Here is a 24953-nt window from a genome sequence, read left to right on the forward strand (position 1 = left end):
CGCCGCGCGTCGCGTCAGAAAGCCGCCTTCGAGCGCGGTCAGGTGCAGTTCAGAGACAAGGGGCGGCGCAGGGCCGCGCAGCGCAGGGCGCCGACAAGGGGCGGCGCTTGCGCGATCAGGCGCAGCCTGCACTCCCGCGCCAGGCATGCGCCGCCGCGACGGGCGCGGCGCAGGCACGGCGGCGCGGCGCGGCGCGCGCTCAGAAGGCGCCTTCGACCGTGGTCAGGCCCAGCGCCAGCCAGTCCTGCATGCCGCCGCGATAGTAGTGCATGCGCTCGGGCGGAAAGCCCTCGCGCGCCATGGCGCGCAGCGCGGTCGGGCTTTGCGGGCAGACGGGGCCGTTGCAGAAGGCAACGACGTGACGGGCCTTGGCGCAGTCCCATCCCTGGCCCGCGCGCGCGCAGCCCAGCTCGTCGAGCCTCTGCGCGACCTCGGTGTAGGGAATGTGGATCGAGCCGGGAATGGTCGCCTTCACGCGCCATTCGATGGTGCGCATGTCGACGACGACCCAGTCGGGATCGTTCAGCGCCTCGAGCACCTCGATCTCGGTGGCCGGATGCGCGCCCTCGACCGGAACCAGCGGCTGAAGCCAGCCCGCGTTGAGCGCGCAATCGGTCATGACGCGGGTGATCTCGACGGGGCCGTCCTCGGTCTGGACCACCACCGACTTCACGCCCTTGAGGATGTCGAGCTTTTCGGGCGCGTCTGCGGCGGCGGGCGTCGCGACGAGGGCTGCGGCGGCGATCAGACAGCTTGCGATGTGGCGCATGGCGTTTCCTTCCCCTGGCGCGCTCTGCGGGCGGCGCGCATCGTTGCCAATTTCACATTCATATATCGTTTTTTACGAATCCGCCACGCCCGGCTGCAAGATTTGCGCGCCCCCGCCAAATCGGCCATGATGAACGGACCGCATTGGGGGCTGCGCCGCGTTGGGTTGTGCGTCCTTGCTTCGATGCCTCCGTCAACGAAACCGCCATGCGCATGGCGCGCCGCGTGGCCCGAAAAGGATGCGAGCCATGAACCACCTTCGCGCCGCGGCCCTGGCGGCCGCCGTCGCTCTTGCGCCGCTGGGCGGCGCGGGCGCCGCCAATGTCGAGGCGGACAATCCCTGGCGCATCGCCCAGATCCTTCAGAAAGAGGGCTACAAGGCCGAGCTGGGCGCGACCTCGAAAGGGGCGCCCAAGATCGAATCCGCCGCCGAGGGCAAGAAGTTCACGGTCTTCTTCTACGGCTGCGCGAACGGCCAGGACTGCAAGTCGATCCAGTTCAGCTCGGGCTTTCGCAACAAGAGCCCCATCACCGCGGCCAAGGTGAACGAGTGGAACCTGGGCAAGCGATTCGCCCGCGCCGTGTCCACCGACAAGGGCGACGCCTTTCTGCGCATGGACGTGAACATGAAGAATGGCGGCGTCTCGCAGGCGACGTTCGAGAACTCGCTGGCGCTGTGGTCGCTTCTGCTGGCCGACTTCAAGCGCCATCTGGGCTGGCGCTGAGGGTCAGAACTCCTCGACCTCGACCACCCCCTGCGCCGCCTTGATCGCCCCGGCGACCTGCGGCGACAGGGGGTATTCGCCCGGCAGCGCCAGCTCGACCTCGCAAGGCAGATCCGGCGCCAGAAGCACCAGGTTGACCGGCCCGCGCGCGCGGCCGCGGGCCGGCGCGGCAGCGCGGGCCTCTTCAAGGCGGGCGCGCAGGGCCGGCAGCGCCTCGGCATCGTTGACGAACACCCGCAGCCCCATCGACGCGCCCCCGGCCACGGCCGCATCTATGGGCTGCGCCGCGCGCACCAGCAGCTTGACCGCGTCCTCGCCCTCGGCATGGGCCTCGACGGTCAGCACCACGTTCGAGCCGGGCTCGAGAATGTCGCGGTATTGCGCCAGCGCCTCGGAGAACACCGTCGCCTCGAACATCCCCGTCGGGTCCGAGAGCTGCACGAAGGCAAAGCGCGAGCCGCGGGCGCTCATGCGCTCCTGCCGGCCCAGCACCGTGCCGGCGATGCGCGCCGTCAGCCCCGCCCCCGTCGCCTTGCGCGCCAGCTCGGCATAGGTCATCACGCGCTGACGCTCGAGCGCGCCGCGGTAGTCGTCAAGCGGATGGCCCGTCAGGTAGAAGCCCACCGCCGCCTGCTCCTGCGTCAGGCGCTCGGTGGGCAGCCAGTCGTCGGTGCGCGCCAGCGGCGGGGGCGGCAGATCCTCGCCCGCCTCGCCGAACAGCGAGGACTGGCTCGAGGCGCGCTCCTCGGCCACGGCGGCGGACCAGGCGACGAGGCGCTCGAGGCTTTCGAAGACGCGGCGGCGGTTGCGCTCGAGCGCGTCGAAGGCGCCCGCGCGCGCCAGGTTCTCGAGCGGGCGCTTGCCGACCTTCTTCAGGTCCACGCGGCGGGCGAAGTCGAACAGGTCGGCGAAGGGGCCGCCCTGGGCGCGCGCCTCGACGATCAGGCGCATGGCGTCGGCGCCCACGTTCTTGAGCGCGGCCAGGCCGTAGAGGATGCGCCCATCCTCGACGGCGAACCCCACCTCCGAACGGTTGACGTCGGGCGGGACCACCTCGATGCCCAGCCGCTTCACCTCGCGCAGATAGACGGCCAGCTTGTCGGTCAGGTGGATGTCGCAGTTCATCACCGCGGCCATGAACTCGACCGGGTGGTTGGCCTTGAGCCATGCGGTCTGGTAGCTGACCAGCGCGTAGGCGGCGGCGTGGGACTTGTTGAAGCCGTAATTGGCGAATTTCTCGAGCAGGTCGAAGACCTCGCGCGCCTTGGCCTCGGGCACGCCGTTCTTGCGCGCGCCCTCGATGAACTTGGGGCGCTCGGCGTCCATCGCCTCCTTGATCTTCTTGCCCATGGCGCGGCGCAGCAGGTCGGCGCCGCCCAGGCTGTAGCCGGCCATGACCTGGGCGATCTGCATCACCTGCTCCTGATAGACGATGATGCCCTGGGTCTCTTCCAGGATGTGGTCGATCAGGGGGTGGATGGATTCGCGCTTTTCCTTGCCGTGCTTGACGGCGCAATATTTGGGGATGTTCTCCATCGGGCCGGGGCGATAGAGCGCCACCAGCGCCACGATGTCCTCGATGCAGGTGGGCTTCATCAGCCGCAGCGCCTCGCGCATGCCGGCGCTTTCGACCTGGAACACCGCCACCGTCTGCGCCGAGGCGTAAAGCTCGTAGGTCTTGGGGTCGTCGATGGGAATGCGCGAGATGTCGACCTCGACCCCGCGCTTGCGCAGAAGGTTCACCGCGCCCTGGATCACGGTCAGCGTCTTGAGGCCGAGGAAGTCGAACTTGACCAGCCCCGCCTGCTCGACCCATTTCATGTTGAACTGGGTGGCGGGCATGTCCGAGCGCGGATCGCGGTAGAGCGGCACCAGCTCGTGCAGCGGCCGATCGCCGATGACCACGCCCGCCGCATGGGTCGAGGCGTTGCGCAGCAGCCCCTCGAGCTTGCCGGCGTAGTCGAGCATCTGCGCCACCACCGGCTCGCGCGCGGCCTCTTCGCGCAGGCGCGGCTCCTGCTCGAGCGCGCGCTTGATCGAGACCGGCTTGACCCCCTCGACCGGGATCATCTTGGACAGCCGGTCGCACTGGCCGTAGGGCATCTGCAGAACGCGCCCCACGTCGCGCACCGCCGCCTTGGACAGAAGCGCGCCGAAGGTGATGATCTGCGCCACGCGGTCGCGGCCGTATTTCTGCTGGACGTAGGCGATGACCTCTTCGCGCCGGTCCATGCAGAAGTCGATGTCGAAATCGGGCATCGACACGCGCTCGGGGTTCAGGAAGCGCTCGAACAGCAGCGAGTAGCGCAGCGGGTCGAGATCGGTGATGGTCAGCGCCCAGGCCACCAGCGAGCCCGCGCCCGAGCCGCGCCCCGGCCCCACGGGGATGTCGTGATCCTTGGCCCACTTGATGAAGTCGGCGACGATCAGGAAATAGCCCGGAAAGCCCATGCGCTCGATGATGTCGAGCTCGAAATCCAGCCGCTTCTGGTATTCCTCGGGCGGGGCGGCGTGGGGCACGACCGCCAGGCGCGCCTGCAGCCCCTCATTGGCCTGGCGGCGCAGCTCCTGCACCTCGTCGTCGGCGAAGCGCGGCAGGATGGGCTTGCGCGTGCGCGCGCGATAGGCGCAGCGGCGGGCGATCTCGACGGTGTTCTCGACCGCCTCGGGCAGATCGTTGAAGCGCGCGCACATCTGCTCCTGCGTCTTGAAGTGGTGCTCGGGGGTCAGGCGGCGGCGGTTCTCCTGCGTGACATAGGCGCCCTCGGCGATGCAGATGAAGGCGTCGTGGGCCTCGAACATCTCGGGCGTGTCGAAATAGACGTCGTTGGTCGCCACCAGCGGCAGCCGCAGCTCGTAGGCCAGGGCGACCAGGCCGGGCTCGGCGGCCTCTTCCTCGGGGGTGCGCAGCGGGCCGCCCTGCTCGGGGCCGGGGCCATGGCGCTGCAGCTCGACATAGAGGCGGTCCGGGAAGATCTCGGCCAGCCGCTCGAGCAGCGCGCGCGCCTGCGCGCGGCGGCCGCGGCGGATCAGCGCGCCGACCGGGCCGAGCGGGCCGCCGCTCAGGCAGATCAGCCCCTCGGCCCGCTCGGCGAGCTGGTCGAGCGTGACATGCGGCGCGGCGTCGCCCGATTCGAGAAAGCTGAACGAGACCAGCGCCATCAGGTTCAGATAGCCCGTCTCGTTCTGCGCCAGCAGCACGATGGGCAGCGGGTCCGGGTCGCGGTCGCCCGGGCGCTCGGCCTTCTCGAAGGCCAGGGCCAGCTGCGCGCCGACGATCGGCTGGATGCCCGCCTTGGCCATGGTTTCAGAGAATTCGAGCGCGGCGAACAGGTTGCCCGTGTCGGTCACGGCCACGGCGGGCATGTTGCGCTCGGCGCACAGCTTGGGCAGCGCCTTGACGTGGATGGCCCCCTCGATCAGCGAGTAGGCCGAGTGCACGCGCAGGTGGATGAATCGGGGGGCGTCGGTCGCGGTCATGGCCTCACCTTACCAAGCCGCGCGCCGCCGCCGCCAGAGCCGATGCCGGGCGGGCCGCCGCTCAGGAGGCGGGAACCAGGCGCCCGCGCTCGAGCCGCAGCGCGCGGTCCATGCGCGCGGCCAGCTCCATGTTGTGGGTGGCGATCAGCGCGCCCTGCCCCTCTTCGCGCGCAAGGCGGGCCAGCAGGGCGAAGACGCGCTCGGCCGTGTCGGGGTCGAGATTGCCCGTGGGCTCGTCGGCCAGAAGGATGCGCGGGCGGTTGGCCAGCGCCCGGCAGATGGCCACGCGCTGCGCCTCGCCGCCCGAAAGCTGCGCCGGCCGGTGCGCCGCGCGCCCCGCCAGGCCGACGGCGTCGAGCAGCGCCATCGCGCGCTCGCGCGCGCGCCGGCGCCCCTGGCCCGCGGCCAGAAGCGGCAGCATGACGTTCTCGAGCGCCGTGAACTCGCGCAGCAGGTGGTGGAACTGATAGACGAAGCCGATCGCGTCGCGGCGCAGCGCGGTGCGCGCCCGCTCGCCCAGCGCGCCGGCGTCGCGGCCGCCGATCTCGACGCGCCCCGAATCGGGCCGGTCGAGCAGGCCGGCGATGTGCAGCAGCGTCGACTTGCCCGCCCCCGAAGGCGCGGTCAGCGCCACGGTCTCGCCGGGGGCGACCTCCAGATCCACCCCGCTCAGCACGCGCACCTCGCCCGGCAGCCCCCTGGCATAGGTGCGCGCGATGCCGGTCAGCCTGAGGGCGGGCGCCTCACTCATCGCGCAGGGCCTCCACCGGATCGAGCCGCGCCGCGCGCCGCGCCGGGCCCAGCGTCACCAGGAAGCTGAGCGTCAGCGCCAGCCCCGCCGCCCGGCTCACGTCCCACAGGCGCAGCTCGGCCGGGAAACGCGACAGCACCCGCACCTGCGGATCCCACACGCCGCCGCCCAGCGCGCCGTTCACCAGGTCGAAGATCGGGTCGATGTAGATGACGAACAGCACCCCCAGCGCGACGCCGATCGCCGTGCCCGCCACGCCCACGCCCGCGCCGCACAGGAAGAACACGCGCATCACCGCCCCCTGCGACAGGCCGATGGTGCGCAGCACGCCGATGTCGCGCCGCTTGTTGCGCACCAGCATGACCAGGCCCGAGACGATGTTGAGCGCCGCGATCAGCACCACCATCGACAGGATCATGAACATCGTCGCGCGCTCCATGTCCAGGGCCGACAGGAAGGCGCCGTTGGCGTCCTTCCACGTCCACACCACCCCCTCGGCCCCCACCGCCGCCTGAATGGCCGCGTCCAGCGCGCCCGGCGCCTTGCGCGAGCCCAGCTCGTGCGGGCGCGCCACCTGCGCCTCGATCAGATCCGCCGCGTCGCCGCGGTTGAAGAAATCCTGCGCGGTCTCGAGCGGCATGTAGAGCCGCGTGCGGTCCACATCCGCCCGCCCGATGCGGAAGATGTAGGCGACGCGGAAGATCCCCTGCTTGGGCGCCAGCCCGAAGGGCGTCGCAAGGCCGTTGGGCAGGATCAGCGCCAGCTCGTCGCCCACGCGCACGCCCAGCTCGCGCGCCACGCCCTCGCCGATGGCCACCGCCTTGCCCGTCACGTCGTCCAGCGCGCCCGCGGCCGCCTCGGGCCGCGCGATCCAGGGCAGCGCGCGCAGATCCTCCAGCCGCATGCCCCGCGCGATCACCCCCGCGTTGCGCTGACCGTGCGAGGCCAGAAGCTGCGCCTCGACCACCGGCGCGACATGGGTCACCCCCTCGATCCGGGCGATGCGCGCGGCCAGCGCGCCGGCGTCGCGCAGCGCGCGCTCGGCGCGGCCATTCTCCCAGCGCGTCACCGGATAGACGCTGACATGCCCCTCGGCGCCCAGAACGCGGCTGGTGAACTCCTCGCGAAAGCCGACCATCACCGCCATGACGACGATCAGCGTGCCCACCGCCAGCGCGATGCCCGCAAGCGCATACCACACGATCGCCGAGACCCCGCCCTCGGCGCGGCGCGCGCGCAGGAAACGCCAGGCAATCAGCCACTCATGCGCCGAGAAGGGCGCCGTGGCGCGGGTCGCCCCCTCGGGCGCGCGGCCGCTCATGGCGCGCCGCCGCCCATCCGGGCGGCCGCGCCGCGGGGGGCTCGAAGCCCCGCGCGGCGCGCTCCCCGCGCCCCCGCCGCCGGGTCGGCGCCCGCCCCTGCCATCGCCCCGCCCATCGCGCCCGCCGCCGTCAACGCGCCGCGTAGATCTGCGCCAGGCGCGCGACCAGCGCGTCGGGGGTCATCTCCTCGCTGCGCCCGGTGCGCCGCTCGGTCAGCTCGACCACGCCGTTGGCCAGCCCGCGCGGCCCCACCGTCACGCGCCAGGGCAGACCGATCAGGTCCATGGTCGCGAACTTGGCGCCGGCGCGCTCGGAACGGTCGTCGTAAAGCGGGTCCACCCCGGCCGCGCTCAGGCGCGCGTAAAGGTCCTCGCAGGCGGCGTCGGCGGCCGCGTCGCCCTGGCGCAGGTTCACGATGCCCGCGCCGAAGGGGGTCACGCCCTCGGGCCAGACGATGCCGCGCTCGTCGTGATGGGCCTCGATCAGCGCGCCGACAAGGCGGCTGACGCCGATCCCGTGCGAGCCCATGTGCACGGGCACGCGCTCGCCCGCCTCGTTGGTCACCAGCGCGCCCATGGGCTCGGAATACTTCGTGCCGAAGTAGAAGATCTGCCCCACCTCGATGCCCCGGGCCGAGCGGCGCCGCTCTTCGGGCACCTGGGCGAAGAGCGCCTCGTCATGCGTCTCGTCGGTGCGCGCATAGGGGGCGGTCCATTCCTCGCGGATCGCGGCCAGCTGCGCGCGGTCGTCATAGTCGATGGCCCGATCGCCCAGCGTCAGATCCTCGACGGCGGAATCGTAGAACACCTCGGACTCGCCCGTCTCGGCCAGGACCAGGAATTCATGCGTGTCGTCGCCGCCGATCGGACCCGAGGCCGCGCGCATGGGAATCGCCTTGAGACCCATGCGCTCGTAGGTGCGCAGATAGCTGACCATGTGCCGGTTGTAGGCGTGGATGGCGTCCTCGGGGGTCAGGTCGAAATTGTAGCCGTCCTTCATCAGGAACTCGCGCCCGCGCATGACGCCGAAGCGCGGACGCACCTCGTCGCGGAACTTCCACTGGATGTGATAGAGGGTCAGCGGCAGCTGGCGGTAGCTCGACACATGGGTGCGGAAGATGTCGGTGATCATCTCCTCGTTGGTCGGGCCGTAGAGCAGGTCGCGCTTGTGGCGGTCGCGGATGCGCAGCATCTCGGGGCCGTAGGCGTCGTAGCGCCCGCTCTCGCGCCACAGCTCGGCGGGCTGGAGCGTGGGCATGAGCATGGGCAGATGGCCCGCGCGCTGCTGCTCTTCATGCACGATCTGCTCGATGCGGCGCAGCACCTTGTAGCCCATGGGCAGCCAGGAATAGATGCCGGCGCTCGATTGCTGGATCATGCCCGCGCGCAGCATGAGCCGGTGCGAGGCGATCTGCGCGTCGGCGGGAGTTTCCTTGAGGACGGGAAGGAAGTAACGGGTCAGGCGCATGAGCGTCGTCTCTCCAGCAGCGCGGAAGTTGGGCCGAGGCGCGCGGGGCGCGAGCCCGCGGCCGGGGCTTGGTGTAGGCGATGCGCGGCGCGCGCGCAATGGCGCGCCGGGCCCGGGGCGGATGCGCGCCGCCTTGCGCCTGGCGCATGACGGGCTTGCATTGGCGGAAGATCTGCGCGATCTTCCTTCCGCCGGCGCGACAAAGACGCATCTTGGCTCAAGTCTAGGGGGGAACGGTCCGCGATCAGCGGACCGTTTTCTGTTCGGGCCGGGATCTTGCGGCGCCCGGGCCCGCGGCGCGCGGCCGCGTCGGGCAAGGGAACGCCCGGCCGCGCGGGGCCTCAGCCTTCGGCCGGCTGCGCCTGCGCGGCGCCGATCGCGATCTCGGGAGCCAGCTTCAGGGACTGCGCCACCGCCGCCAGGCGCTTGCGCACCACCTCGCCGGCCAGATCCGCCAGATCCTCGGGCAGCCGCAGACGCAGCGCCTTGTCCGCGCGCTCGAGCGCGACGCGCGGCAGCACGCCGGGCGCCGAGGCCGCCAGCATGGCCCCCAGGCGCACGCCGCGGCCCAGCACCCTGGCCTGCGCAAGCTGCTCTGCGGTCAGCAGCTCGGCCGCCGGGGTCGCCTGGCGGCGGCTGCGCGCGGATTTGTAGCGATAGCCGAGCGCCGCGCCCATGAAGGCGCGCTCGGCATGGGTCACGCCCGAGATGTTGGCCCGATACACCGTCTCGAGGCAGGCCAGGTCGCGATAGTCGGGGTGGCTGTTCCACGCCACGTCGCTGAGCAGGCACACCGCCGTGATCAGCCGCGACATCGCCGGCGAGGCGTCGGGAAACAGCGGCCGCACCCAGGCGTCCAGCTCGTCGCCGAAGCCGGGGAAGCGGGCCTGGCGGCGCTCCATGTCGCGCGCGGCCGACAGGAGCGGATCCTCGGCCCGCTGGGCGGGGTCGAGATGCTCGTAGAGCACGCCCTCGCGCAGGCCGAAGGCCGAGACCGCCACGCGCCGGGGCGCGGCGGCGCGGATCAGCCGCGCCAGCACCCGCGCGCCCAGCGGCGTGACCGCAAGCCGCGCCGCCGAGGCCGAGATCTGCCGCGCCAGCGCCTTGGGGTCTTCCTCGGCCACGCGCTCGGCGGTGGCCAGCATGACCTCGGCGGGCAGCTCGAATTCGTGCAGCACCTGAAGGGGGTAGCGTTCGCGCGTCATGTGGATCTTGGCCAGGGCGCGCCAGGCGCCGCCGACCAGGAACAGGCGCTCGGGAGCGGGGTCGAGAATCGCGCGCGCATCGGCAAGCGCATGGTCGATCACCGCATCCAGCGCCGCCGCCCCGCCCTGCACCCCCGCCAGCCGCAGCGGGCCGAGCGGAAAGGTGCGGCCCATGCCCACGCGCCCCTCGCCCACGCGCGCCAGCTCGAGCGAGGCGCCGCCCAGATCGGCCACCACGCCGTCGGCGCCCGGCCAGCCCAGCAGCACGCCCTGCGCGGCCAGCCGCGCCTCGTCCTCGCCCGAGGCGATGCGCAGGCGCAGGCCGGTCTCGCGCTCGACCTCGTCGCGAAAGGCGGCGCCGTCGGCGGCCTCGCGCACCGCGGCGGTGGCGATTCCGTCCAGCGCCCGCACCCCCATCAGCCGCGCCAGCAGGACGAAGCGCCGGATCGCGGCCATGGCGCGCGCGCGCCCCTCGACCGAAAGCCGCCCCGTCGCGTGCAGATCCGCGCCCAGCCCGCACAGCACCTTTTCGTTGAAGAAGTAGGCCGGGCTGCGGGTCATGGCGTCGAACACCACCAGGCGCACCGAGTTCGAGCCGACATCGACGACGCCGATGCGTCGGGAGGACTGGGTCATGCGCTGTCTCCCGGGGCCGGGGCCCCGTCCTGTTTCGTCGCAACCAGGGCTGGGGGTGACATGGGCCGCGGCGCGGGTCAAGCGGCGCGTCGCCGCGCGCGCCCCTCAGCCCTCGGCGGGGGGCTCGATCAGCCGCGGCGCGTCCTCGGCGCCGGCGCGCCCGCGCCCCGACAGCGAGGGATGGCGCATGAAGAACTCGTGGCAGCTGAAGGGCGTCTCGCCCGCCGGCGGGGCCGCGCGCACCCATGCGCCGTCGGGCTGCAGGACCCAGCTTTGCGCCTCGTCGCGCAGGTTGGCGGCCATGACCTGCTCGAGGATCTGGGCGTGCACGGTGGGGTTCTTGATGCGCACCAGCGCCTCGACCCGGCGGTTGAGGTTGCGCCCCATCCAGTCGGCCGAGCTGATCCACACCTCGGCGCGCGGGCTGGGCAGGCCGTGGCCGGCGCCGAAGCAGACGATGCGCGAATGCTCCAGAAAGCGGCCGACGATGGACTTGACGCGGATGTTCTCGCTCAGCCCCGGCACGCCCGGCCGGACGCCGCAGATGCCGCGCACCACCATGTCGATCTTCACTCCCGCCTGCGAGGCGGCGTAGAGCGCGTCGATGACCTCGGGCTCGATGACCGAGTTGAGCTTGACCCAGACCTGCGCGGGACGGCCGGCGCGCGCATGGGCGATCTCGCGCTCGAGCCCCATCAGGATGTGGCGCTTGAGCGTCTTGGGCGACAGGCGCACATCCTCGAGCCCGACCGGCTCGGCGTAGCCGGTGACGTAGTTGAACAGCCGCGCCGCGTCGCGGCCCAGGGCCTCGTCGCAGGTGAACAGGCTCAGATCGGTGTAGATGCTGGCCGTGATGGGGTGGTAGTTGCCCGTGCCCCAATGGGTATAGATCACCAGCCGCTCGCCCTCGCGGCGCACCACCATCGAGACCTTGGCATGGGTCTTCCAGTCGATGAAGCCGTAGACCACCTGCGCGCCGGCGCGCTCGAGCTGGCGCGACTGGCGGATGTTGGCGGCCTCGTCGAAGCGGGCCTTGAGCTCGACCAGCGCGGTGACCGACTTGCCGTCCTCGGCCGCCTCGCACAGGGCGGCGACGATGGGGCTGTCCTTCGAGGTGCGGTAGAGCGTCTGCTTGATCGCCAGCACGTCCGGGTCGCGCGCCGCCTGGCGCAGGAAGTCGACGACGATGCCGAAGCTTTCGTAGGGATGGTGCAGCAGCATGTCCTTCTGGCGGATGGCCGAGAAGATGTCGCCGTTGTGGTCCTTCACCCGCTCGGGCACGCGCGGCACATAGGGCGGGAACAGCAGGTCCGGCCGGTCCTTGATGACCAGCTCGGACAGGTCCTTGATGCCGATCATGCCGGGGATCTCGATGACCTCCTCGCGCGCCACGCCCAGCTCGTCGGCGATCATCTCCTTCAGCCGCCGCGGCGCGCCGGCGGCGATCTTCAGCCGGATCACCTCGCCGCGCCGGCGCCGCTTGAGCGCGACCTCGAATTCGCGCACCAGGTCCTCGGCCTCTTCCTCGACCTCGAGGTCGCTGTCGCGCAGCACCTTGAAGGCGGCGTGGCCGACCATCTCGTAGCCCGGGAACAGCCGGTCCAGGAACAGCTGCATCAGCTTCTCGAGCGGCAGGAAGCGGATGACGTCCGAGCGCCCGCCGTCGAGGCGCACGAAGCGGCGCACCTGCTGGGGCACGGGCAGGATGGCGTCCAGCGTCTCGCCGTCCTCGACGCGGCGCAGCTGCAGCGCCAGGGCGAAGCCCTCGTTGGGGATGAAGGGGAAGGGATGCGCCGGGTCGATGGCCAGCGGCGTCAGCACGGGGAACACCTCGCGGATGAAGCGGTCCTCGAGGCGGTCGATGTCGGCCTGGGTCAGATCGGCGCGCGCCAGCACGCGGATGCCCTCGCGCGCCAGCTCGCGGCGCAGCTCGTCCCACACGGCCTGCTGGCGGTCCATCAGCACGCGCGCGGCGGCGTCGATGCGCTCGAGCTGCTCGCTGGGCGTCAGCCCGTCATGAGAGCGCGTCTCGACCCCGCCGCGCACCAGGCCGCGCAGGCCCGCGACGCGCACGGTGTAGAACTCGTCCAGATTCGAGCCCGAGATGGACAGGAAGCGCACGCGCTCGAGCAACGGGTGGCGGCGGTTCTCGGCCTCTTCCAGCACGCGGCTGTTGAAGTCGATCCAGCTCAGCTCGCGATTGAAGAAGCGCGCGGGCGAGGCGTGATCGAAGGCGACGATCCGCTCGGGCTCGGGGGCGCAGGGGTGGTTGAGGAAATCGGCGCGCATGGGCTGTCTTCCGTCGCAGGCGTGGCGGGGCTCGGCGGGTTCTAGCATGGCGCGGCGGGCGCGTCAGCGCCGGCGGGCCGATCCCTGGGCGGCGGCGCGCGCCGCCGGCCGGCCCGGACGCGGCCGGCCTCAGCCGCGGCCTGCCCGCGGCGGCCGTTCTTCCGGCGCGGCGGCGGGCTCGGCGGCCTCTTCCGGCGTCTCGGCGCAGGGGGGCTCGGGCGTCAGGCCCAGCGCCTCGGCCGCAAGGGCGCGGGTGATGCGCCGGTGCGCCCGCAGCGCCGCCTGGTCCACCGCCGCCACCGCCGCCTGCGCCGCGGCGAAGGATCGCTCGATCCGCGCGGCCAGAAAGCCCGGCACGGCGGCCGAGATGTCGACCTGCCGATCGCGGAACAGCTTGACGATCAGCGCCTCGAGCAGCGCGTCGTCCGGCGGCGCAAGCCGCGCCAGCGCCAGCGCCTGCAGCCGCGAGGCCAGGTCGGGCGTGCGCAGCGCCCAGCGCGCCGGCGCCTCGCGCCCCGTCACCAGCAAGGCGCCGCCCGTCGCCGCCAGGCGGTTGTGCAGGTGAAACAGCGCCGCCTCGGCCGCGCGCGGGTCGGGCGCCTGGGCGATGCGGTCGGCGTCCTCGACCGCCACCGCGCCCGCCTCGGCCAGCGCGACCGGGTCCTCGTTCGCCAGATCGGCGGCGCGGCGGATCTCGGCGCCGCTGTCCTCGGCCCAGACATGCACGAGATGCGTCTTGCCCGAGCCCTGCGGACCGATCAGCGCCAGCCGCCCGCCGGGCCAGCCGCGCCAGCCGTCGATCATCGCCACCGCCGCCGCGTTGGCGCGCGAGACGAAGAACGCCTCGCGCCCGCGCGCGGCGCGCATGGGCAGATCCAGGGCCAGCTGACGGCCAAGGCGCGGGGCGCTCATGCCTCCGGCTCCGCATCATCGGCGCCGGGCGCGCCCTTGCGCGCCTGGCCCGGGCGCGCGGGCTGGCCGGCGCGGGGCGTTCCCTCGGCGCCGCCCCCGGCCCCGGCGCCGCTCTCGGCCCCGCCGCCCCCGGCCCCCGACTGCGCCCCCGCCTGCGCCCCCGCCTGCGCCCCCGCCATGGCCGCCAGCGCCGCCGCGCGCGCCAGCCGCTCGGCCGCGGCGCGCAGCTCGTCCTCGGCGATGTCGAGCGCGCGCTCGGGCGCCCCCTGCGCCAGCGCCGCGCGGCCCAGATAAAGCCGCCCGGCCTTGTATTGCTCGATCGCGAAGCGCGCCAGCACGCCGATCGCCGCCGCCGCCGGCACCGCGATCAGCAGCCCCGTGAAGCCCATCAGCGCCCCGAAGGCGCTAAGCGCGAACATCAGCGCCACCGGATGCAGCCCCACCGAGCCGCCCACCAGCTTGGGCGTGAGCACGTTGCCCTCGATCGCCTGCCCCAGGACGAACACCCCCGCAACCACGGCGATCATCTCGGGCGCGTCCCAGAACTGGAACACCGCGACCCCCAGCGCCATGGCCCCGCCCAGGATCGAGCCGACGAAGGGGATGAAGCTGATGAGGCCGGCGAAGACGCCGATCATCAGCCCGAAATCCAGCCCCGCCGCCGACAGGCCGACCGCGTAGAAGGTCCCGAGAATGGCGCACACCGTCAGCTGCCCGCGCACGAAGCCCGCCAGCACCCGGTCCATGTCCCGCGCCAGGCGCCGCAGCGTGCCGACATGATCGCGCGGCGCCCATTCGTCCAGCCGCGCGACCATGTGGTCCCAGTCCAGCAGCAGGTAGAAGGCGACCACGGGCGTCACCAGCAGCAGCATCACGAAATCGATCAGCGCCACCCCGCCCGACCAGACGCTCTTGAGCGCGCTCACGCTCCACTCGTTCAGGTTGCGGCGAAAGGCGTCGAACCCCTCCTGCAGCACGCCGCCCTCGGCCAAGAGCTCGGGCCTGTTCGTCTCGATCCAGGCGCGCAGGGCCTCGGCATAGGCGGGCATGGCCTCGACCAGCTTTCGCGCCTGGTCGGCGATGGCCGGGATCAGCACCAGCATGGCCGCGACGAAGGCCAGCGCCATGAACAGCGTGATCAGCGCCGTGGCCAGCGCCCGGCTCAGCCCGCGCGCCTCGAGCCGGTCGGCGATCGGGTCCAGGAAATAGGCCAGCGCCGCCCCGGCCAGGAACGGCGTCAGCACGTCCGACAGCGCCCAGGCCGCGGCCACCGTCGCCGCCAGCCCGCCCAGCCACCATTTCGCCTGCTGCGCCGCGCTCAGCGCCATGCCTCGCCTCCCGTGACGGCCCCGTGGCCCCCCCGGCGCGCCCGCGCGCGCCGCCCCCCGTTCGTGCCTTGGCCGCGCGCGCGATGCAAGCGGGGCGCGGGGCTCAGGCGAACTGCTCGCGGATCAGCCGCTCTTCCAGCCCGTGGCCGGGGTCGAACAGCAGCTCGTGCGTCACCGCCGGCTCGATGCGCACATGCACCCGCGCCACGTCGCGCACCTCGGCGTTGTCCGCCGTGGCCGAGACCGGGCGGCGGCCGGGCTCGATGACCTCGAGCGTGACCTGCGCCGCCTTGGGCAGGATGGCGCCGCGCCAGCGCCGCGGGCGAAAGGCCGAGACCGGCGTCAGCGCCAGCACGTCGGCATGGATGGGCAGGATCGGCCCATGCGCCGAGTAGTTGTAGGCCGTCGAGCCCGCGGGCGTGGCCACCATCACCCCGTCGCAGACAAGCTCGGCCAGGCGCTCCTGCCCGTCGATCAGGATGCGCACCTTGGCGGCCTGATGACGCTGGCGGAACAGCGCGACCTCGTTGATGGCCAGCGCCTCATGCGCGCGGCCCGACAGATCGACGGCGGTCATGCGCAGCGGGTTGATGCGCGCCGATTCGGCCCGGCGCAGCCGCGCGATCAGCCCGTCGGGCGAGTAGTCGTTCATCAGAAAGCCCACCGTGCCGCGGTGCATGCCGTAGACGGGCAGGTTCAGCCCCTCGGTCTCGTGCAGGGTCTGCAGCATCAGCCCGTCGCCGCCCAGCGCCACGATGACGTCGGCCTCCTCGAGCGGCGCCTGGCCGTAGCGCTCGGTCAGGGCGCGGAAGGCGCGACGGGCGGCGGGCGCCTCGCTGGCGCGGAAGCTGATCCGCTCGAAGCCGCGCGCCGCCGCGCCCCCCTCGGGCATGGGCGCGCCGCCCGCGCCGACGTCCATCTCATCCGCCCTCGCGCTCACATCCCGCTCTCCTTGCGCGCGCCGCCGCCCCGCCCCGCGCGGGCCGCGCGCGAATCGCCAGGCCGCGCGCCGGGCGGCGGCCGGCGCCGATCCGCCCGGCGCGGGGCGCAGAATGGCCCGCGCGGGCCGAGGCTTCAAGAACGCGATGACGCCGATCGCGGCGCGGCGCCGCCGATCGCGAACGCGCGCCCCTCATCGGCGGCGCCCCCGGCGCGACGCTTCGCCCCCGACCCGCCAGGCGCCGCATCCGGCGCGAGACAACGCGGCCCGGGGCCGCTAAACAGACCCGGCGCCGCCCGAAGGCGGCTTCGCCGACTGTTCAGGAGACACGCCCATGACGGACGCCACCGCCCGCGATTCCGGTTTCTTCACCCAGCCCCTGGCCGAGCGCGACCCCGAACTGGCCGCCGCCGTGGCCGCCGAGCTGACGCGCCAGCGCGACGAGATCGAGCTGATCGCGTCGGAAAACATCGTCTCGCGCGCGGTGCTCGAGGCGCAGGGCTCGGTGCTGACCAACAAATACGCCGAGGGCTATCCGGGCCGGCGCTACTACGGCGGCTGCCAGCATGTGGACGTGGCCGAGAACCTGGCCATCGAGCGCGCGCGCAAGCTGTTCGGCTGCGCCTACGCCAACGTCCAGCCCCATTCGGGCAGCCAGGCCAACCAGGCGGTGTTCATGGCGCTGATGAAGCCCGGCGACACCTTCCTGGGCATGGACCTGTCCTCGGGCGGGCACCTGACCCACGGCGCGCGGCCCAACCAGTCGGGCAAGTGGTTCAACGCGGTCCATTACGGCGTGCGCCCGCAGGACTGCATGATCGACTACGACCAGGTCGAGGCGCTGGCGCGCGAACACAAGCCGAAGGTGATCGTGGCGGGCGGCTCGGCCGTGCCGCGGCGCATCGACTTCGCCCGCTTCCGCCAGATCGCCGATTCGGTGGGCGCCTGGCTGCATGTGGACATGGCCCATTTCGCCGGGCTGGTCGCCGGCGGGCAGCATCCCTCGCCCTTCCCGCATGCGCATGTGGCCACCACCACCACCCACAAGACCCTGCGCGGCCCGCGCGGCGGCATGATCCTGACCAATGACGAGGAGCTGGCGCGCAAGTTCAACTCGGCCATCTTCCCCGGTCTGCAGGGCGGGCCGCTGATGCACGTGATCGCCGCCAAGGCCGTCGCCTTCGGCGAGGCGCTGCGCCCCGAGTTCCGCGACTACGCCGCGCAGGTGGTGCGCAACGCCCAGGCCCTGGCCGACGAGCTGATGAAGGGCGGGCTCGACATCGTCACCGGCGGCACCGACACGCATCTGATGCTGGTCGATCTGCGGCCCAAGGGCGTGACCGGCGCCGACGCCGAAAAGGCGCTGGGGCGCGCGCACATCACCTGCAACAAGAACGGCATCCCCTTCGATCCCGAAAAGCCCACCGTCACCTCGGGCATCCGCCTGGGCACGCCGGCCGGCACCACCCGCGGCTTCGGCGAGGACGAGTTCCGCGCCATCGGCCGCATGATCGTCGAGGTGATCGACGGCGTCGCCGCCCGCGGCCCCGAGGGCGACCCCGAGGTCGAGGCGCGCGTGCGCGATCAGGCGATCGCGCTGTGCCGCGCCTTCCCGATCTATCCCGGGCTCTGAACGCCCGGCCCCGCGCCGCCGCGCCCCTACGGAGGCCGGGCGGCGCGGGGCCGCATCTCGGGCCTGCGCGCGCGCCCTACCCAAGACCTTGCCGGGCGCCTATAGTGGCTGCGCCCGATCGAGGATGAAGGACCACAAATGCGCTGCCCCTTCTGCGGAAACACCGACAGCCAGGTCAAGGACAGCCGTCCGGCCGAGGACCACGCCGCCATCCGCCGCCGCCGCTCCTGCCCCGCCTGCGGCGGCCGCTTCACCACCTACGAGCGCGTCCAGCTGCGCGACCTGACCGTGATCAAGAAGAACGGCCGGCGCGAGGATTTCGACCGCGACAAGCTGGCCCGCTCGATCCGCATCGCGCTGCAAAAGCGCCCGATCGAGCCCGAGCGCGTTGACCAGATGATCTCGGGCATCGTGCGCCGGCTCGAAAGCCTGGGCGAGACCGACATCCCCTCGGAGGCCATCGGCCAGATCGTCATGGAGTCGCTGGCGCGCATCGACACCGTGGCCTATGTGCGCTTCGCCTCGGTCTACAAGAACTTCCAGGAGGCCGACGATTTCGAGGATTTCGTGGCCGAGCTGCGCCCCCCCGCCGCGGAAGACTGAGCGCATGCCCGCCCCGGCGGCTTCCGCCCCCACGCCCCCCGACCCCGAGACCGACCGGCGCTGGATGCGCGCGGCGCTGTCGCTGGCGCGCCGGGCGCTGGGCCGCGCCGCGCCCAACCCCGCGGTGGGCTGCGTGCTGGTGCGCGAGGGGCGCGTGATCGGGCGCGGCTGGACCATGCCCGGCGGCCGCCCCCATGCCGAGCGCGTGGCGCTGGACCAGGCGGCGGCGCTGGGCGGCGCCGAGGCCGCGCGCGGCGCAACGGCCTATGTCACGCTCGAACCCTGCGCCCATCACGGCCGCACCCCGCCCTGCGCCGATGCGCTGATCGCGGCCGGGGTGGCGCGGGTGGTCGCGGCGACGGGCGATCCCGACCCGCGCGTGAACGGCAAGGGGCTGGCGCGCCTCGGCGCGGCGGGGATCACGGTCGAGACGGGCGTGCTGCGCGCCGAGGCCGAGGCGCTCAACGCCGGCTTTCTCATGCGCCACCGCGCCGGGCGCCCGCTGGTGACGCTGAAGATGGCGGCCAGCCTTGACGGGCGCATCGCGCTGGCCTCGGGCGAAAGCCGCTGGATCACCGGCCCCGAGGCGCGCCGGCGCACGCATCTGATGCGCGCCGAGGCGGATGCGCTGATGATCGGCTCGGGCACGCTGCTGGCCGACGATCCGGCGCTGGACGTGCGGCTGCCGGGGCTCGAGGACGCCAGCCCGGCGGCGGTGGCGCTGGACGGGCGGCTGCGGATGCCGCCGGACGGGCGCCTTGCGCGGGCGGCGCGCGCGCGCCGCGTGCTGGCGCTGCACGGCCCCGACGCCGCGCCCGAGACCGCCGCCGCGCTGCGCGCGCTGGGGGTCGAGACCGTGCCCGTCGCGCGCGGCGCCGACGGGCGCCTAGACCTGCGCGCGGCGCTGGGCGCGCTGGCCGAGCGCGGCTTCAACTCGGTGCTGTGCGAGGGCGGCGGCGCGCTGGCCGCGGCGCTGATCCGCCAGGACCTGGCCGACGAGCTGGCCTGGTTCCACGCCGGCGCGGCGCTGGGCGCGGATGCGCGCCCGGCGCTGGGGCCCCTGGCGCTGACCGCGCTGGCCGACGCGCCGCGCTTCGAGCTTGTCTCGCACGAGCGGCTGGGCGCCGACGTGCTGACGCGCTGGCGCCGGCGCGACTCGGCCGGCGGCGACGGCGAATGACCCGCCGCCGGGCGCCGCGATGGATTTTGTTGCGCAGGGCGACGCCTTGCCGCACGAAAATTCCGCGCGAGGGCGCAAAATCGCATCCGGCGCTCTTGACCCCGCCGCGCGCTGTGGTAACGATCGGCGCATCGGAAAGGATCGGATCATGGATCGTCTCGTACTTGGACGCTGGCGCGCTGACCGTCGGACGTGACCCCGTCCGGCCCCGTCGCGCGCATGCCCCCCGCCGGGGGTTTTTTTGTGTCCCGCGCCGAGCCGCCCCATGGCCCGCCCGGCCCCGAACGCCCGCCTGGCCGCGCGACGCGGCGGCGGGCTCCACACGCAGCCACCGCGCGGACCGGCCGACCGGCCCGCATCGACGGACAGCATACGGAGAAGAGCGATGTCCCGCGAAATGACCGGCGCCCAGATCGTCGTCCAGGCCCTGAAGGATCAGGGCGTGGACACCGTGTTCGGCTATCCGGGCGGCGCGGTCCTTCCGATCTATGACGAGCTGTTCAAGCAGAACGACATCCGCCACATCCTGGTCCGCCACGAGCAGGGCGCCGCGCACGCGGCCGAGGGCTATGCGCGCTCGACCGGGCGGCCCGGCGTGCTGCTGGTCACCTCGGGCCCCGGCGCCACCAACGCCGTCACCGGACTGACCGACGCGCTGATGGACTCGATCCCCATCATCTGCCTCAGCGGACAGGTGCCCACCTTCCTGATCGGCAACGACGCCTTTCAGGAGGCCGACACCGTCGGCATCACCCGCCCCTGCACCAAGCACAACTGGCTGGTCAAGGACACCGCGCGCCTGGCCGGCGTGATCCATCAGGCCTTCTACGTCGCCACCCATGGCCGCCCAGGCCCGGTGCTGATCGACATCCCCAAGGACGTGCAGTTCGCCATGGCGCCCTACGTCAAGCCGGACAAGGCCCCGCGCCTGCCCTACGCGCCGCGCGTCAAGGGCGACCCCGAGCGCATCCGCGAGGCGGTCGAGCTGATCGAGAACGCCCAGCGGCCCATCATCTATTCGGGCGGCGGCGTGGTGAATTCGGGCCCCGAAGCCAGCCGCCTTCTGCGCGAGCTGGCGGACGAGACCGGCTTTCCCGTCACCTCGACGCTGATGGGGCTGGGCTGCTATCCGGCCTCGGGCAAGGGCTGGCTGGGCATGCTGGGCATGCACGGCACCTTCGAGGCCAACATGGCCATGCATGACTGCGACGTGATGATCTGCATCGGCGCGCGCTTCGACGACCGCATCACCGGCCGCACCGACGCCTTCTCGCCCGGATCGAAGAAGATCCACATCGACATCGACCCCTCGTCGATCAACAAGAACATCCTCGTCGACGTGCCGATCGTGGGCGACGTCAAGAACGTGCTGGCCGACATGATCGCGCTCTGGCGCGAGCGCGGCGCGCGCACCCGCGCCGACCGGGTGGACAACTGGTGGCGGCAGATCAAGGAGTGGCGCTCGGTGCAGTGCCTGCGCTACCGCAACTCGGACAAGATCATCAAGCCGCAATACGCGCTGCAGCGCCTGCAGGCGCTGACCGCCGACCGCGACCGCTACGTCACCACCGAGGTCGGCCAGCACCAGATGTGGGCCGCCCAGTTCCTGGGCTTCGAAGAGCCCAACCGCTGGATGACCTCGGGCGGCCTCGGGACCATGGGCTACGGCGTGCCGGCCTCGGTCGGCGTGCAGATCGCGCATCCCGACGCGCTGGTCATCAACGTGGCGGGCGAGGCCAGCTTCATGATGAACATGCAGGAGATGTCCACCGCCGTGCAGTATCGCCTGCCGGTCAAGCAGTTCATCCTCAACAACGAGCGCCTGGGCATGGTGCGCCAGTGGCAGCAGCTTCTGCATGGCGAGCGCTACTCGGCCAGCTGGTCCGAGGCCCTGCCCGACTTCGTCAAGCTGGCCGAGGCCTTCGGCTGCAAGGGCATCCGCTGCGACGACCCCGCCGACCTGGACGACGCCATCCGCGAGATGCTCGACCATCCCGGCCCCGTCATCTTCGACTGCGTGGTCGAGAAGCACGAGAACTGCTTCCCCATGATCCCCTCGGGCAAGGCGCATAACGAGATGCTGCTGGGCGACGCCGCCACCGAGGGCGCGATCGAGGCCGGCGGCGCCGTGCTCGTCTGACCGCGCGGGGCGGCCGCGCGCCGCCCCGCCTTGGCGCCCCGACCGGGGCCTTTTCGCATCGCGGCCGCGCCGGCGGCCATGCCAGGGATCGACACGACATGAACGCTCTTCGCATCAAGCGCGGCTCGTCCTCGCACTCGGCCTACAACCTGCGCCCGGCCCTGAAGGAGGGCGAAGAGCGCCGCACCCTCGCCGTTCTGGTCGAGAACGAGGCCGGCGTGCTGGCGCGGGTGATCGGCCTGTTCTCGGGGCGCGGCTACAACATCGAAAGCCTGACCGTGGCCGAGACCGACCATGTCTCGCACCGCTCGCGCATCACCATCGTCACCACCGGCACCCCGGCGGTCATCGAGCAGATCAAGGCCCAGCTGGCGCGCATGGTGCCGGTCTACGACGTGCACGACCTGACCACCGAGGGCCCCGCCGTCGAGCGCGAGATGGCGCTGGTCAAGGTCGCCTGCACCGGCGAGGCCCGCGTCGAGGCGCTGCGCCTGAGCCAGGTGTTCCGCGCCAATGTGGTGGACACCACGCTGGAAAGCTTCGTCTTCGAGCTGACCGGCGCGCCCGAGAAGATCGACGCCTTCGTCGAGCTGATGGCGCCGCTGGGTCTGGTGGACGTGGCGCGCACCGGCGTCGCGGCGATCACGCGCGGCCCCAAGGGCATGTGAGCCGGCCGGGCCGGAGCGGCGCGACGCGCCCGCCCCGGCCCGGCTTCAGAGCTGGTCCGGCGGCGGCGCGCGCCGCGCGCTCAGCCGCACGCCGCCGCGCAGCATCGTCGCGGCCAGGATCGCCGCCACCGCCACGATCATCAGCGTGGCCAGCGCGTTGATCTCGGGCGAGACCCCAAGACGCACCTTCGAGAACACCACCATCGGCAGCGTCGAGGCCCCCGGCCCGCTGACGAAGCTGGCGATCACCAGATCGTCGAAGCTGAGCGTGAAGCTCAAGAGCCAGCCCGACACCAGCGCCGGCGCCAGCGCCGGCAGCGTGACGTCGAAGAACACCCAGGGCTGGCGGGCGCCAAGGTCCATGGCCGCCTCTTCGACGCTTTCGTCCATGTCGGCCATGCGCGCCTGCACGATCACCGCCACGAAGGCCATGCAGAAGGTGGCGTGCGCGATCACGATCGTGTCCACGCCGCGCCCGGCCGGCCAGCCGAAATTCGTCTCCATGATGATGAACAGCAGCAGCAGCGACAGACCCGTCACCACCTCGGGCATGACGATGGGCGCCGTGGCCATGCCCGCCAGCAGAAGCCGCCCGCGAAAACGCCCGAAGCGGCTCAGCGCATAGGCGATCATCGTGCCGAAGACCGTGCCCACCGTGGCGGCCATGACCCCGACCTTGACCGAGATCCACGCCGCCTCCAGCACCTGGTCGTTGGCCATGAGCTCGCCATACCAGCGCGCCGACCAGCCGCCCCACACGCTGGCCAGCTTCGAGGCGTTGAAGCTGTAGATCATCATGATGACGATGGGGACGTAGAGCATGGCGAAGCCCAGCGCGGCCCCCGTCGCAACGACCCATCCGCGGCGTTTCATTCCTTCACCCCCAGCGCGTTGCGGATGAACATGATCGGCAGCGCCAGGAAGGCGAGCATGGCGATCGCCACCGCCGAGGCCACCGGCCAGTCGCGGTTGTTGAAGAACTCGGTCCACAGCACCTTGCCGATCATCAGCTGATCGGGCCCGCCCAGCAGCGCCGGGATGACGTATTCGCCCACCGCCGGGATGAAGACCAGAAGGCAGCCCGCCGCGATGCCCGGCGCCGACAGCGGCAGCGTCACCGTCAGGAAGGCCCGCGTCGGGCCGGCGCCCAGATCGTGCGCGGCCTCGAGCAGCGAATCGTCCAGCTTCTCGAGCGTGGCGTAAAGCGGCAGCACCATCAGCGGCATGTATCCGGTCACGATGCCCGCATAGACGGCGAAATCGGTCTGAAGCATGACGATGGGCTCAAGGCCCAGCGCCCCGAGCACCGTGTTGACGAAGCCGGTCGGCGCCATCAGGCCGATCAGCGCATACATGCGCAGCAGGAACGAGGTCCAGAACGGCAGCACCACCAGCATCAGCAGCATCGGCCGCCGCCGCGGCGCGGCGCGCGCGATCGCCAGCGCCATCGGATAGGCGATGACGAGGCAGATCAGCGTGGCGCTGGCCGCCATCCAGATCGAGTTGAGATAGGCCGTGTAGTAGAGCGGGTCCTCGATCAGGAACAGGTAGTTGCCGAAGTTGAGGATGATCGTCAGCACCCCGTCGGCCCATTCCCAGATGTCGGTGAAGGGCGGGCGGGCGATGGCGGGCTCGGCCAGGCTGACGCGCAGCACCACGGCGAAGGGGATCAGGAAGAACACCCCCAGCCAGGCCATGGGCGCCAGCGCGACCAGCGCCCGGCCCATGCGCGCCAGCGGGGCGCGGCGGCGCGGCGCGCTCATGACGTCAGCGCCACGCCGGCCTCGGGCGGCCAGCTGATCCAGGCGCGGTCGTTCCAGGTCAGCCCGTCGGCGTGGCGGCGCTCGACATTGGCGCGCGTCACCCGCACCGTCTTGCCCCCGTCGAGGCGCACGCGGTAATGCGTGAGGCCGCCCAGATAGGCGATGTCCTCGATCACGCCCTGCGCGGCGTTGCGCGCGTCGTCGGGGCGGGCGGCGGTCAGGCGCATCTTCTCGGGGCGCACGGCGACCCACAGCGTCTGCCCCATCTGGCAGCTGAGCCCGTGATGGATGAAGATCTCGGCGCCCAGATCGGTGTCGCCCAGCAGGACGTGATCGGCCTCGTCCTCGACCACGCGGCCCTCGAAGATGTTCACCGAGCCCACGAACTCGGCGATGAAGCGGTTGCGGGGGTATTCGTAAAGATCGCGCGGCGCGTCCACCTGGATCAGCTCGCCCGCGTCCATGACCCCGATGCGGTCGCCAAGGGTCATCGCCTCTTCCTGGTCATGGGTGACGACGATGAAGGTGGTGCCCAGCTTTTCCTGGATGTCGAGCAGCTCGAACTGCGTCTCTTCGCGCAGCTTCTTGTCCAGCGCCGACAGCGGCTCGTCCAGAAGCAGCGCCTTGGGCCGCTTGACCAGCGCGCGCGCCAGCGCCACGCGCTGACGCTGGCCGCCGGACAGCTGCGCGGGCCTGCGGTCGGCGAAGGGGGTCAGCTTGACCAGCTCCAGCATCCGCGCCACGCGCTCGGCGCGCTCGGCGCGCGGCACGCCGTCCTGGCGCAGGCCGTACTCCACGTTGCGCGCCACGCTCATGTGCGGAAACAGCGCGTAGGACTGGAACATCATGTTCACCGGCCGCGCCCAGGGCGGCACGCCGGTCATGTCCTGCCCGTCGATCTCGATGCGCCCGCGGTCGGGGGTCTCGAATCCGGCCAGCATGCGCAAGAGCGTGGACTTGCCCGATCCCGAGCCGCCCAGAAGGCAGAAGATCTCGCCCTCGCGCACCTCGAGCGTCAGGTCGTTGACCGCAACGAAGCCCGAGAAGGTCTTGGTCACCCCGCTGATGCGGATGAAGGGGCGGCCGTCGGCGCGGTCCCGGCCGGCGGCCGCCGCCGCGGGGGCGGCGGCGGTCTGGCTCATC

General features: G+C 72.1%; 19 protein-coding genes. 6 read left to right on the forward strand and 13 right to left on the reverse strand.

The features are described from left to right. Positions 1–199: 199 nt before the first annotated feature. Positions 200–769 (reverse strand): rhodanese-like domain-containing protein, encoded by a 570-nt coding sequence (locus tag LY05_RS06470; protein ID WP_148922549.1) that lies wholly within the window; start codon positions 767–769, stop codon positions 200–202. A gap of 247 nt (positions 770–1016) precedes the next feature. Here LY05_RS06470 and LY05_RS06475 point away from each other — a divergent pair, with 247 nt between their 5' ends. Further along, positions 1017–1493 carry a YbjN domain-containing protein gene (locus LY05_RS06475; protein ID WP_170258863.1) on the forward strand — a complete coding sequence of 159 codons (477 nt, stop codon included), beginning with the start codon at positions 1017–1019 and terminating at the stop codon, positions 1491–1493. A 3-nt stretch (positions 1494–1496) separates the two neighbouring features. On the opposite strand, the gene dnaE is transcribed toward LY05_RS06475, so the two are convergent. The 9 genes from dnaE to LY05_RS06520 all read right to left on the reverse strand — a co-directional run bounded on the left by dnaE (position 1497) and on the right by LY05_RS06520 (position 15775). Then, a complete protein-coding gene (dnaE, locus tag LY05_RS06480; protein ID WP_148922551.1) occupies positions 1497–4973 on the reverse strand; it encodes a DNA polymerase III subunit alpha in 3477 nt (1158 codons plus the stop codon). Positions 4974–5034: 61 nt separating this feature from the next. Further along, positions 5035–5724, reverse strand: coding sequence for an ABC transporter ATP-binding protein (locus LY05_RS06485; protein WP_148922552.1), 690 nt, complete (start codon positions 5722–5724; stop codon positions 5035–5037). Then, entirely contained in the window at positions 5717–7045 is a 1329-nt protein-coding gene (locus LY05_RS06490; RefSeq protein WP_148922553.1) for an ABC transporter permease, read from the reverse strand. Before LY05_RS06490 ends, LY05_RS06485 begins: the two co-directional genes overlap by 8 nt. A gap of 130 nt (positions 7046–7175) precedes the next feature. Further along, positions 7176–8513, reverse strand: a complete 1338-nt coding sequence (proS, locus tag LY05_RS06495) for a proline--tRNA ligase (RefSeq protein ID WP_072745954.1) — start codon at positions 8511–8513, stop codon at positions 7176–7178. A 341-nt stretch (positions 8514–8854) separates the two neighbouring features. Further along, positions 8855–10354: a Ppx/GppA family phosphatase gene (locus LY05_RS06500; protein WP_072745955.1), complete on the reverse strand. Its 1500-nt coding sequence runs from the start codon at positions 10352–10354 to the stop codon at positions 8855–8857. Between the two features lie 105 nt (positions 10355–10459). Further along, complete coding sequence (locus tag LY05_RS06505; RefSeq protein ID WP_148922554.1) at positions 10460–12643, reverse strand: RNA degradosome polyphosphate kinase; 2184 nt, start codon at positions 12641–12643, stop codon at positions 10460–10462. 129 nt (positions 12644–12772) lie between these two features. Continuing rightward, positions 12773–13555 carry a P-loop NTPase family protein gene (locus LY05_RS06510; protein ID WP_148922555.1) on the reverse strand — a complete coding sequence of 261 codons (783 nt, stop codon included), beginning with the start codon at positions 13553–13555 and terminating at the stop codon, positions 12773–12775. After that, complete coding sequence (locus LY05_RS06515) at positions 13552–14883, reverse strand: AI-2E family transporter (protein WP_211356284.1); 1332 nt, start codon at positions 14881–14883, stop codon at positions 13552–13554. The genes LY05_RS06510 and LY05_RS06515 overlap by 4 nt, the downstream gene beginning before the upstream one ends. A gap of 103 nt (positions 14884–14986) precedes the next feature. Beyond that, positions 14987–15775, reverse strand: a complete 789-nt coding sequence (locus LY05_RS06520) for an NAD kinase (RefSeq protein WP_148922625.1) — start codon at positions 15773–15775, stop codon at positions 14987–14989. Positions 15776–16157: 382 nt separating this feature from the next. Here LY05_RS06520 and glyA point away from each other — a divergent pair, with 382 nt between their 5' ends. From glyA to ilvN, 5 genes are all read left to right on the forward strand, one after another. After that, positions 16158–17456: a serine hydroxymethyltransferase gene (gene glyA / locus LY05_RS06525; protein ID WP_148922556.1), complete on the forward strand. Its 1299-nt coding sequence runs from the start codon at positions 16158–16160 to the stop codon at positions 17454–17456. A 138-nt stretch (positions 17457–17594) separates the two neighbouring features. After that, entirely contained in the window at positions 17595–18059 is a 465-nt protein-coding gene (gene nrdR / locus LY05_RS06530) for a transcriptional regulator NrdR (RefSeq protein ID WP_072745960.1), read from the forward strand. A 4-nt stretch (positions 18060–18063) separates the two neighbouring features. After that, the gene (gene ribD, locus LY05_RS06535; RefSeq protein ID WP_148922557.1) at positions 18064–19239 is read left to right on the forward strand and encodes a bifunctional diaminohydroxyphosphoribosylaminopyrimidine deaminase/5-amino-6-(5-phosphoribosylamino)uracil reductase RibD; all 1176 of its coding nucleotides are present in this window, start codon (positions 18064–18066) and stop codon (positions 19237–19239) included. A 385-nt stretch (positions 19240–19624) separates the two neighbouring features. Continuing rightward, a complete protein-coding gene (locus LY05_RS06540) occupies positions 19625–21379 on the forward strand; it encodes an acetolactate synthase 3 large subunit (protein WP_072745962.1) in 1755 nt (584 codons plus the stop codon). Between the two features lie 98 nt (positions 21380–21477). Next, complete coding sequence (gene ilvN / locus LY05_RS06545; RefSeq protein WP_072745963.1) at positions 21478–22047, forward strand: acetolactate synthase small subunit; 570 nt, start codon at positions 21478–21480, stop codon at positions 22045–22047. A gap of 45 nt (positions 22048–22092) precedes the next feature. Here the strand turns inward: ilvN and LY05_RS06550 are convergent, their stop codons facing one another. From LY05_RS06550 to LY05_RS06560, 3 genes are read right to left on the reverse strand one after another with little or no spacing between them, the layout of a single operon-like run. Next, positions 22093–22920 (reverse strand): ABC transporter permease subunit, encoded by an 828-nt coding sequence (locus LY05_RS06550; protein WP_148922558.1) that lies wholly within the window; start codon positions 22918–22920, stop codon positions 22093–22095. Then, positions 22917–23810 (reverse strand): ABC transporter permease subunit, encoded by an 894-nt coding sequence (locus LY05_RS06555; protein WP_148922559.1) that lies wholly within the window; start codon positions 23808–23810, stop codon positions 22917–22919. The genes LY05_RS06550 and LY05_RS06555 overlap by 4 nt, the downstream gene beginning before the upstream one ends. Then, positions 23807–24952: an ABC transporter ATP-binding protein gene (locus tag LY05_RS06560; protein WP_148922560.1), complete on the reverse strand. Its 1146-nt coding sequence runs from the start codon at positions 24950–24952 to the stop codon at positions 23807–23809. Before LY05_RS06560 ends, LY05_RS06555 begins: the two co-directional genes overlap by 4 nt. Position 24953 lies beyond the last annotated feature (1 nt).

It is taken from the genome of Oceanicella actignis (assembly GCF_008124525.1).
In the GTDB taxonomy this organism is placed as follows: Bacteria; Pseudomonadota; Alphaproteobacteria; order Rhodobacterales; family Rhodobacteraceae; genus Oceanicella; species Oceanicella actignis.

What these genes read in the sequence shown, in the direction of transcription:
- LY05_RS06470 (WP_148922549.1), bottom strand. Translation starts at nt 769, where the DNA reads ATGCGCCACATCGCAAGCTGTCTGATCGCCGCCGCAGCCCTCGTCGCG.
- LY05_RS06475 (WP_170258863.1), top strand. Translation starts at nt 1,017, where the DNA reads ATGAACCACCTTCGCGCCGCGGCCCTGGCGGCCGCCGTCGCTCTTGCG.
- dnaE (WP_148922551.1), bottom strand. Translation starts at nt 4,973, where the DNA reads ATGACCGCGACCGACGCCCCCCGATTCATCCACCTGCGCGTGCACTCG.
- LY05_RS06485 (WP_148922552.1), bottom strand. Translation starts at nt 5,724, where the DNA reads ATGAGTGAGGCGCCCGCCCTCAGGCTGACCGGCATCGCGCGCACCTAT.
- LY05_RS06490 (WP_148922553.1), bottom strand. Translation starts at nt 7,045, where the DNA reads ATGAGCGGCCGCGCGCCCGAGGGGGCGACCCGCGCCACGGCGCCCTTC.
- proS (WP_072745954.1), bottom strand. Translation starts at nt 8,513, where the DNA reads ATGCGCCTGACCCGTTACTTCCTTCCCGTCCTCAAGGAAACTCCCGCC.
- LY05_RS06500 (WP_072745955.1), bottom strand. Translation starts at nt 10,354, where the DNA reads ATGACCCAGTCCTCCCGACGCATCGGCGTCGTCGATGTCGGCTCGAAC.
- LY05_RS06505 (WP_148922554.1), bottom strand. Translation starts at nt 12,643, where the DNA reads ATGCGCGCCGATTTCCTCAACCACCCCTGCGCCCCCGAGCCCGAGCGG.
- LY05_RS06510 (WP_148922555.1), bottom strand. Translation starts at nt 13,555, where the DNA reads ATGAGCGCCCCGCGCCTTGGCCGTCAGCTGGCCCTGGATCTGCCCATG.
- LY05_RS06515 (WP_211356284.1), bottom strand. Translation starts at nt 14,883, where the DNA reads ATGGCGCTGAGCGCGGCGCAGCAGGCGAAATGGTGGCTGGGCGGGCTG.
- LY05_RS06520 (WP_148922625.1), bottom strand. Translation starts at nt 15,775, where the DNA reads ATGCCCGAGGGGGGCGCGGCGGCGCGCGGCTTCGAGCGGATCAGCTTC.
- glyA (WP_148922556.1), top strand. Translation starts at nt 16,158, where the DNA reads ATGACGGACGCCACCGCCCGCGATTCCGGTTTCTTCACCCAGCCCCTG.
- nrdR (WP_072745960.1), top strand. Translation starts at nt 17,595, where the DNA reads ATGCGCTGCCCCTTCTGCGGAAACACCGACAGCCAGGTCAAGGACAGC.
- ribD (WP_148922557.1), top strand. Translation starts at nt 18,064, where the DNA reads ATGCCCGCCCCGGCGGCTTCCGCCCCCACGCCCCCCGACCCCGAGACC.
- LY05_RS06540 (WP_072745962.1), top strand. Translation starts at nt 19,625, where the DNA reads ATGTCCCGCGAAATGACCGGCGCCCAGATCGTCGTCCAGGCCCTGAAG.
- ilvN (WP_072745963.1), top strand. Translation starts at nt 21,478, where the DNA reads ATGAACGCTCTTCGCATCAAGCGCGGCTCGTCCTCGCACTCGGCCTAC.
- LY05_RS06550 (WP_148922558.1), bottom strand. Translation starts at nt 22,920, where the DNA reads ATGAAACGCCGCGGATGGGTCGTTGCGACGGGGGCCGCGCTGGGCTTC.
- LY05_RS06555 (WP_148922559.1), bottom strand. Translation starts at nt 23,810, where the DNA reads ATGAGCGCGCCGCGCCGCCGCGCCCCGCTGGCGCGCATGGGCCGGGCG.
- LY05_RS06560 (WP_148922560.1), bottom strand. Translation starts at nt 24,952, where the DNA reads ATGAGCCAGACCGCCGCCGCCCCCGCGGCGGCGGCCGCCGGCCGGGAC.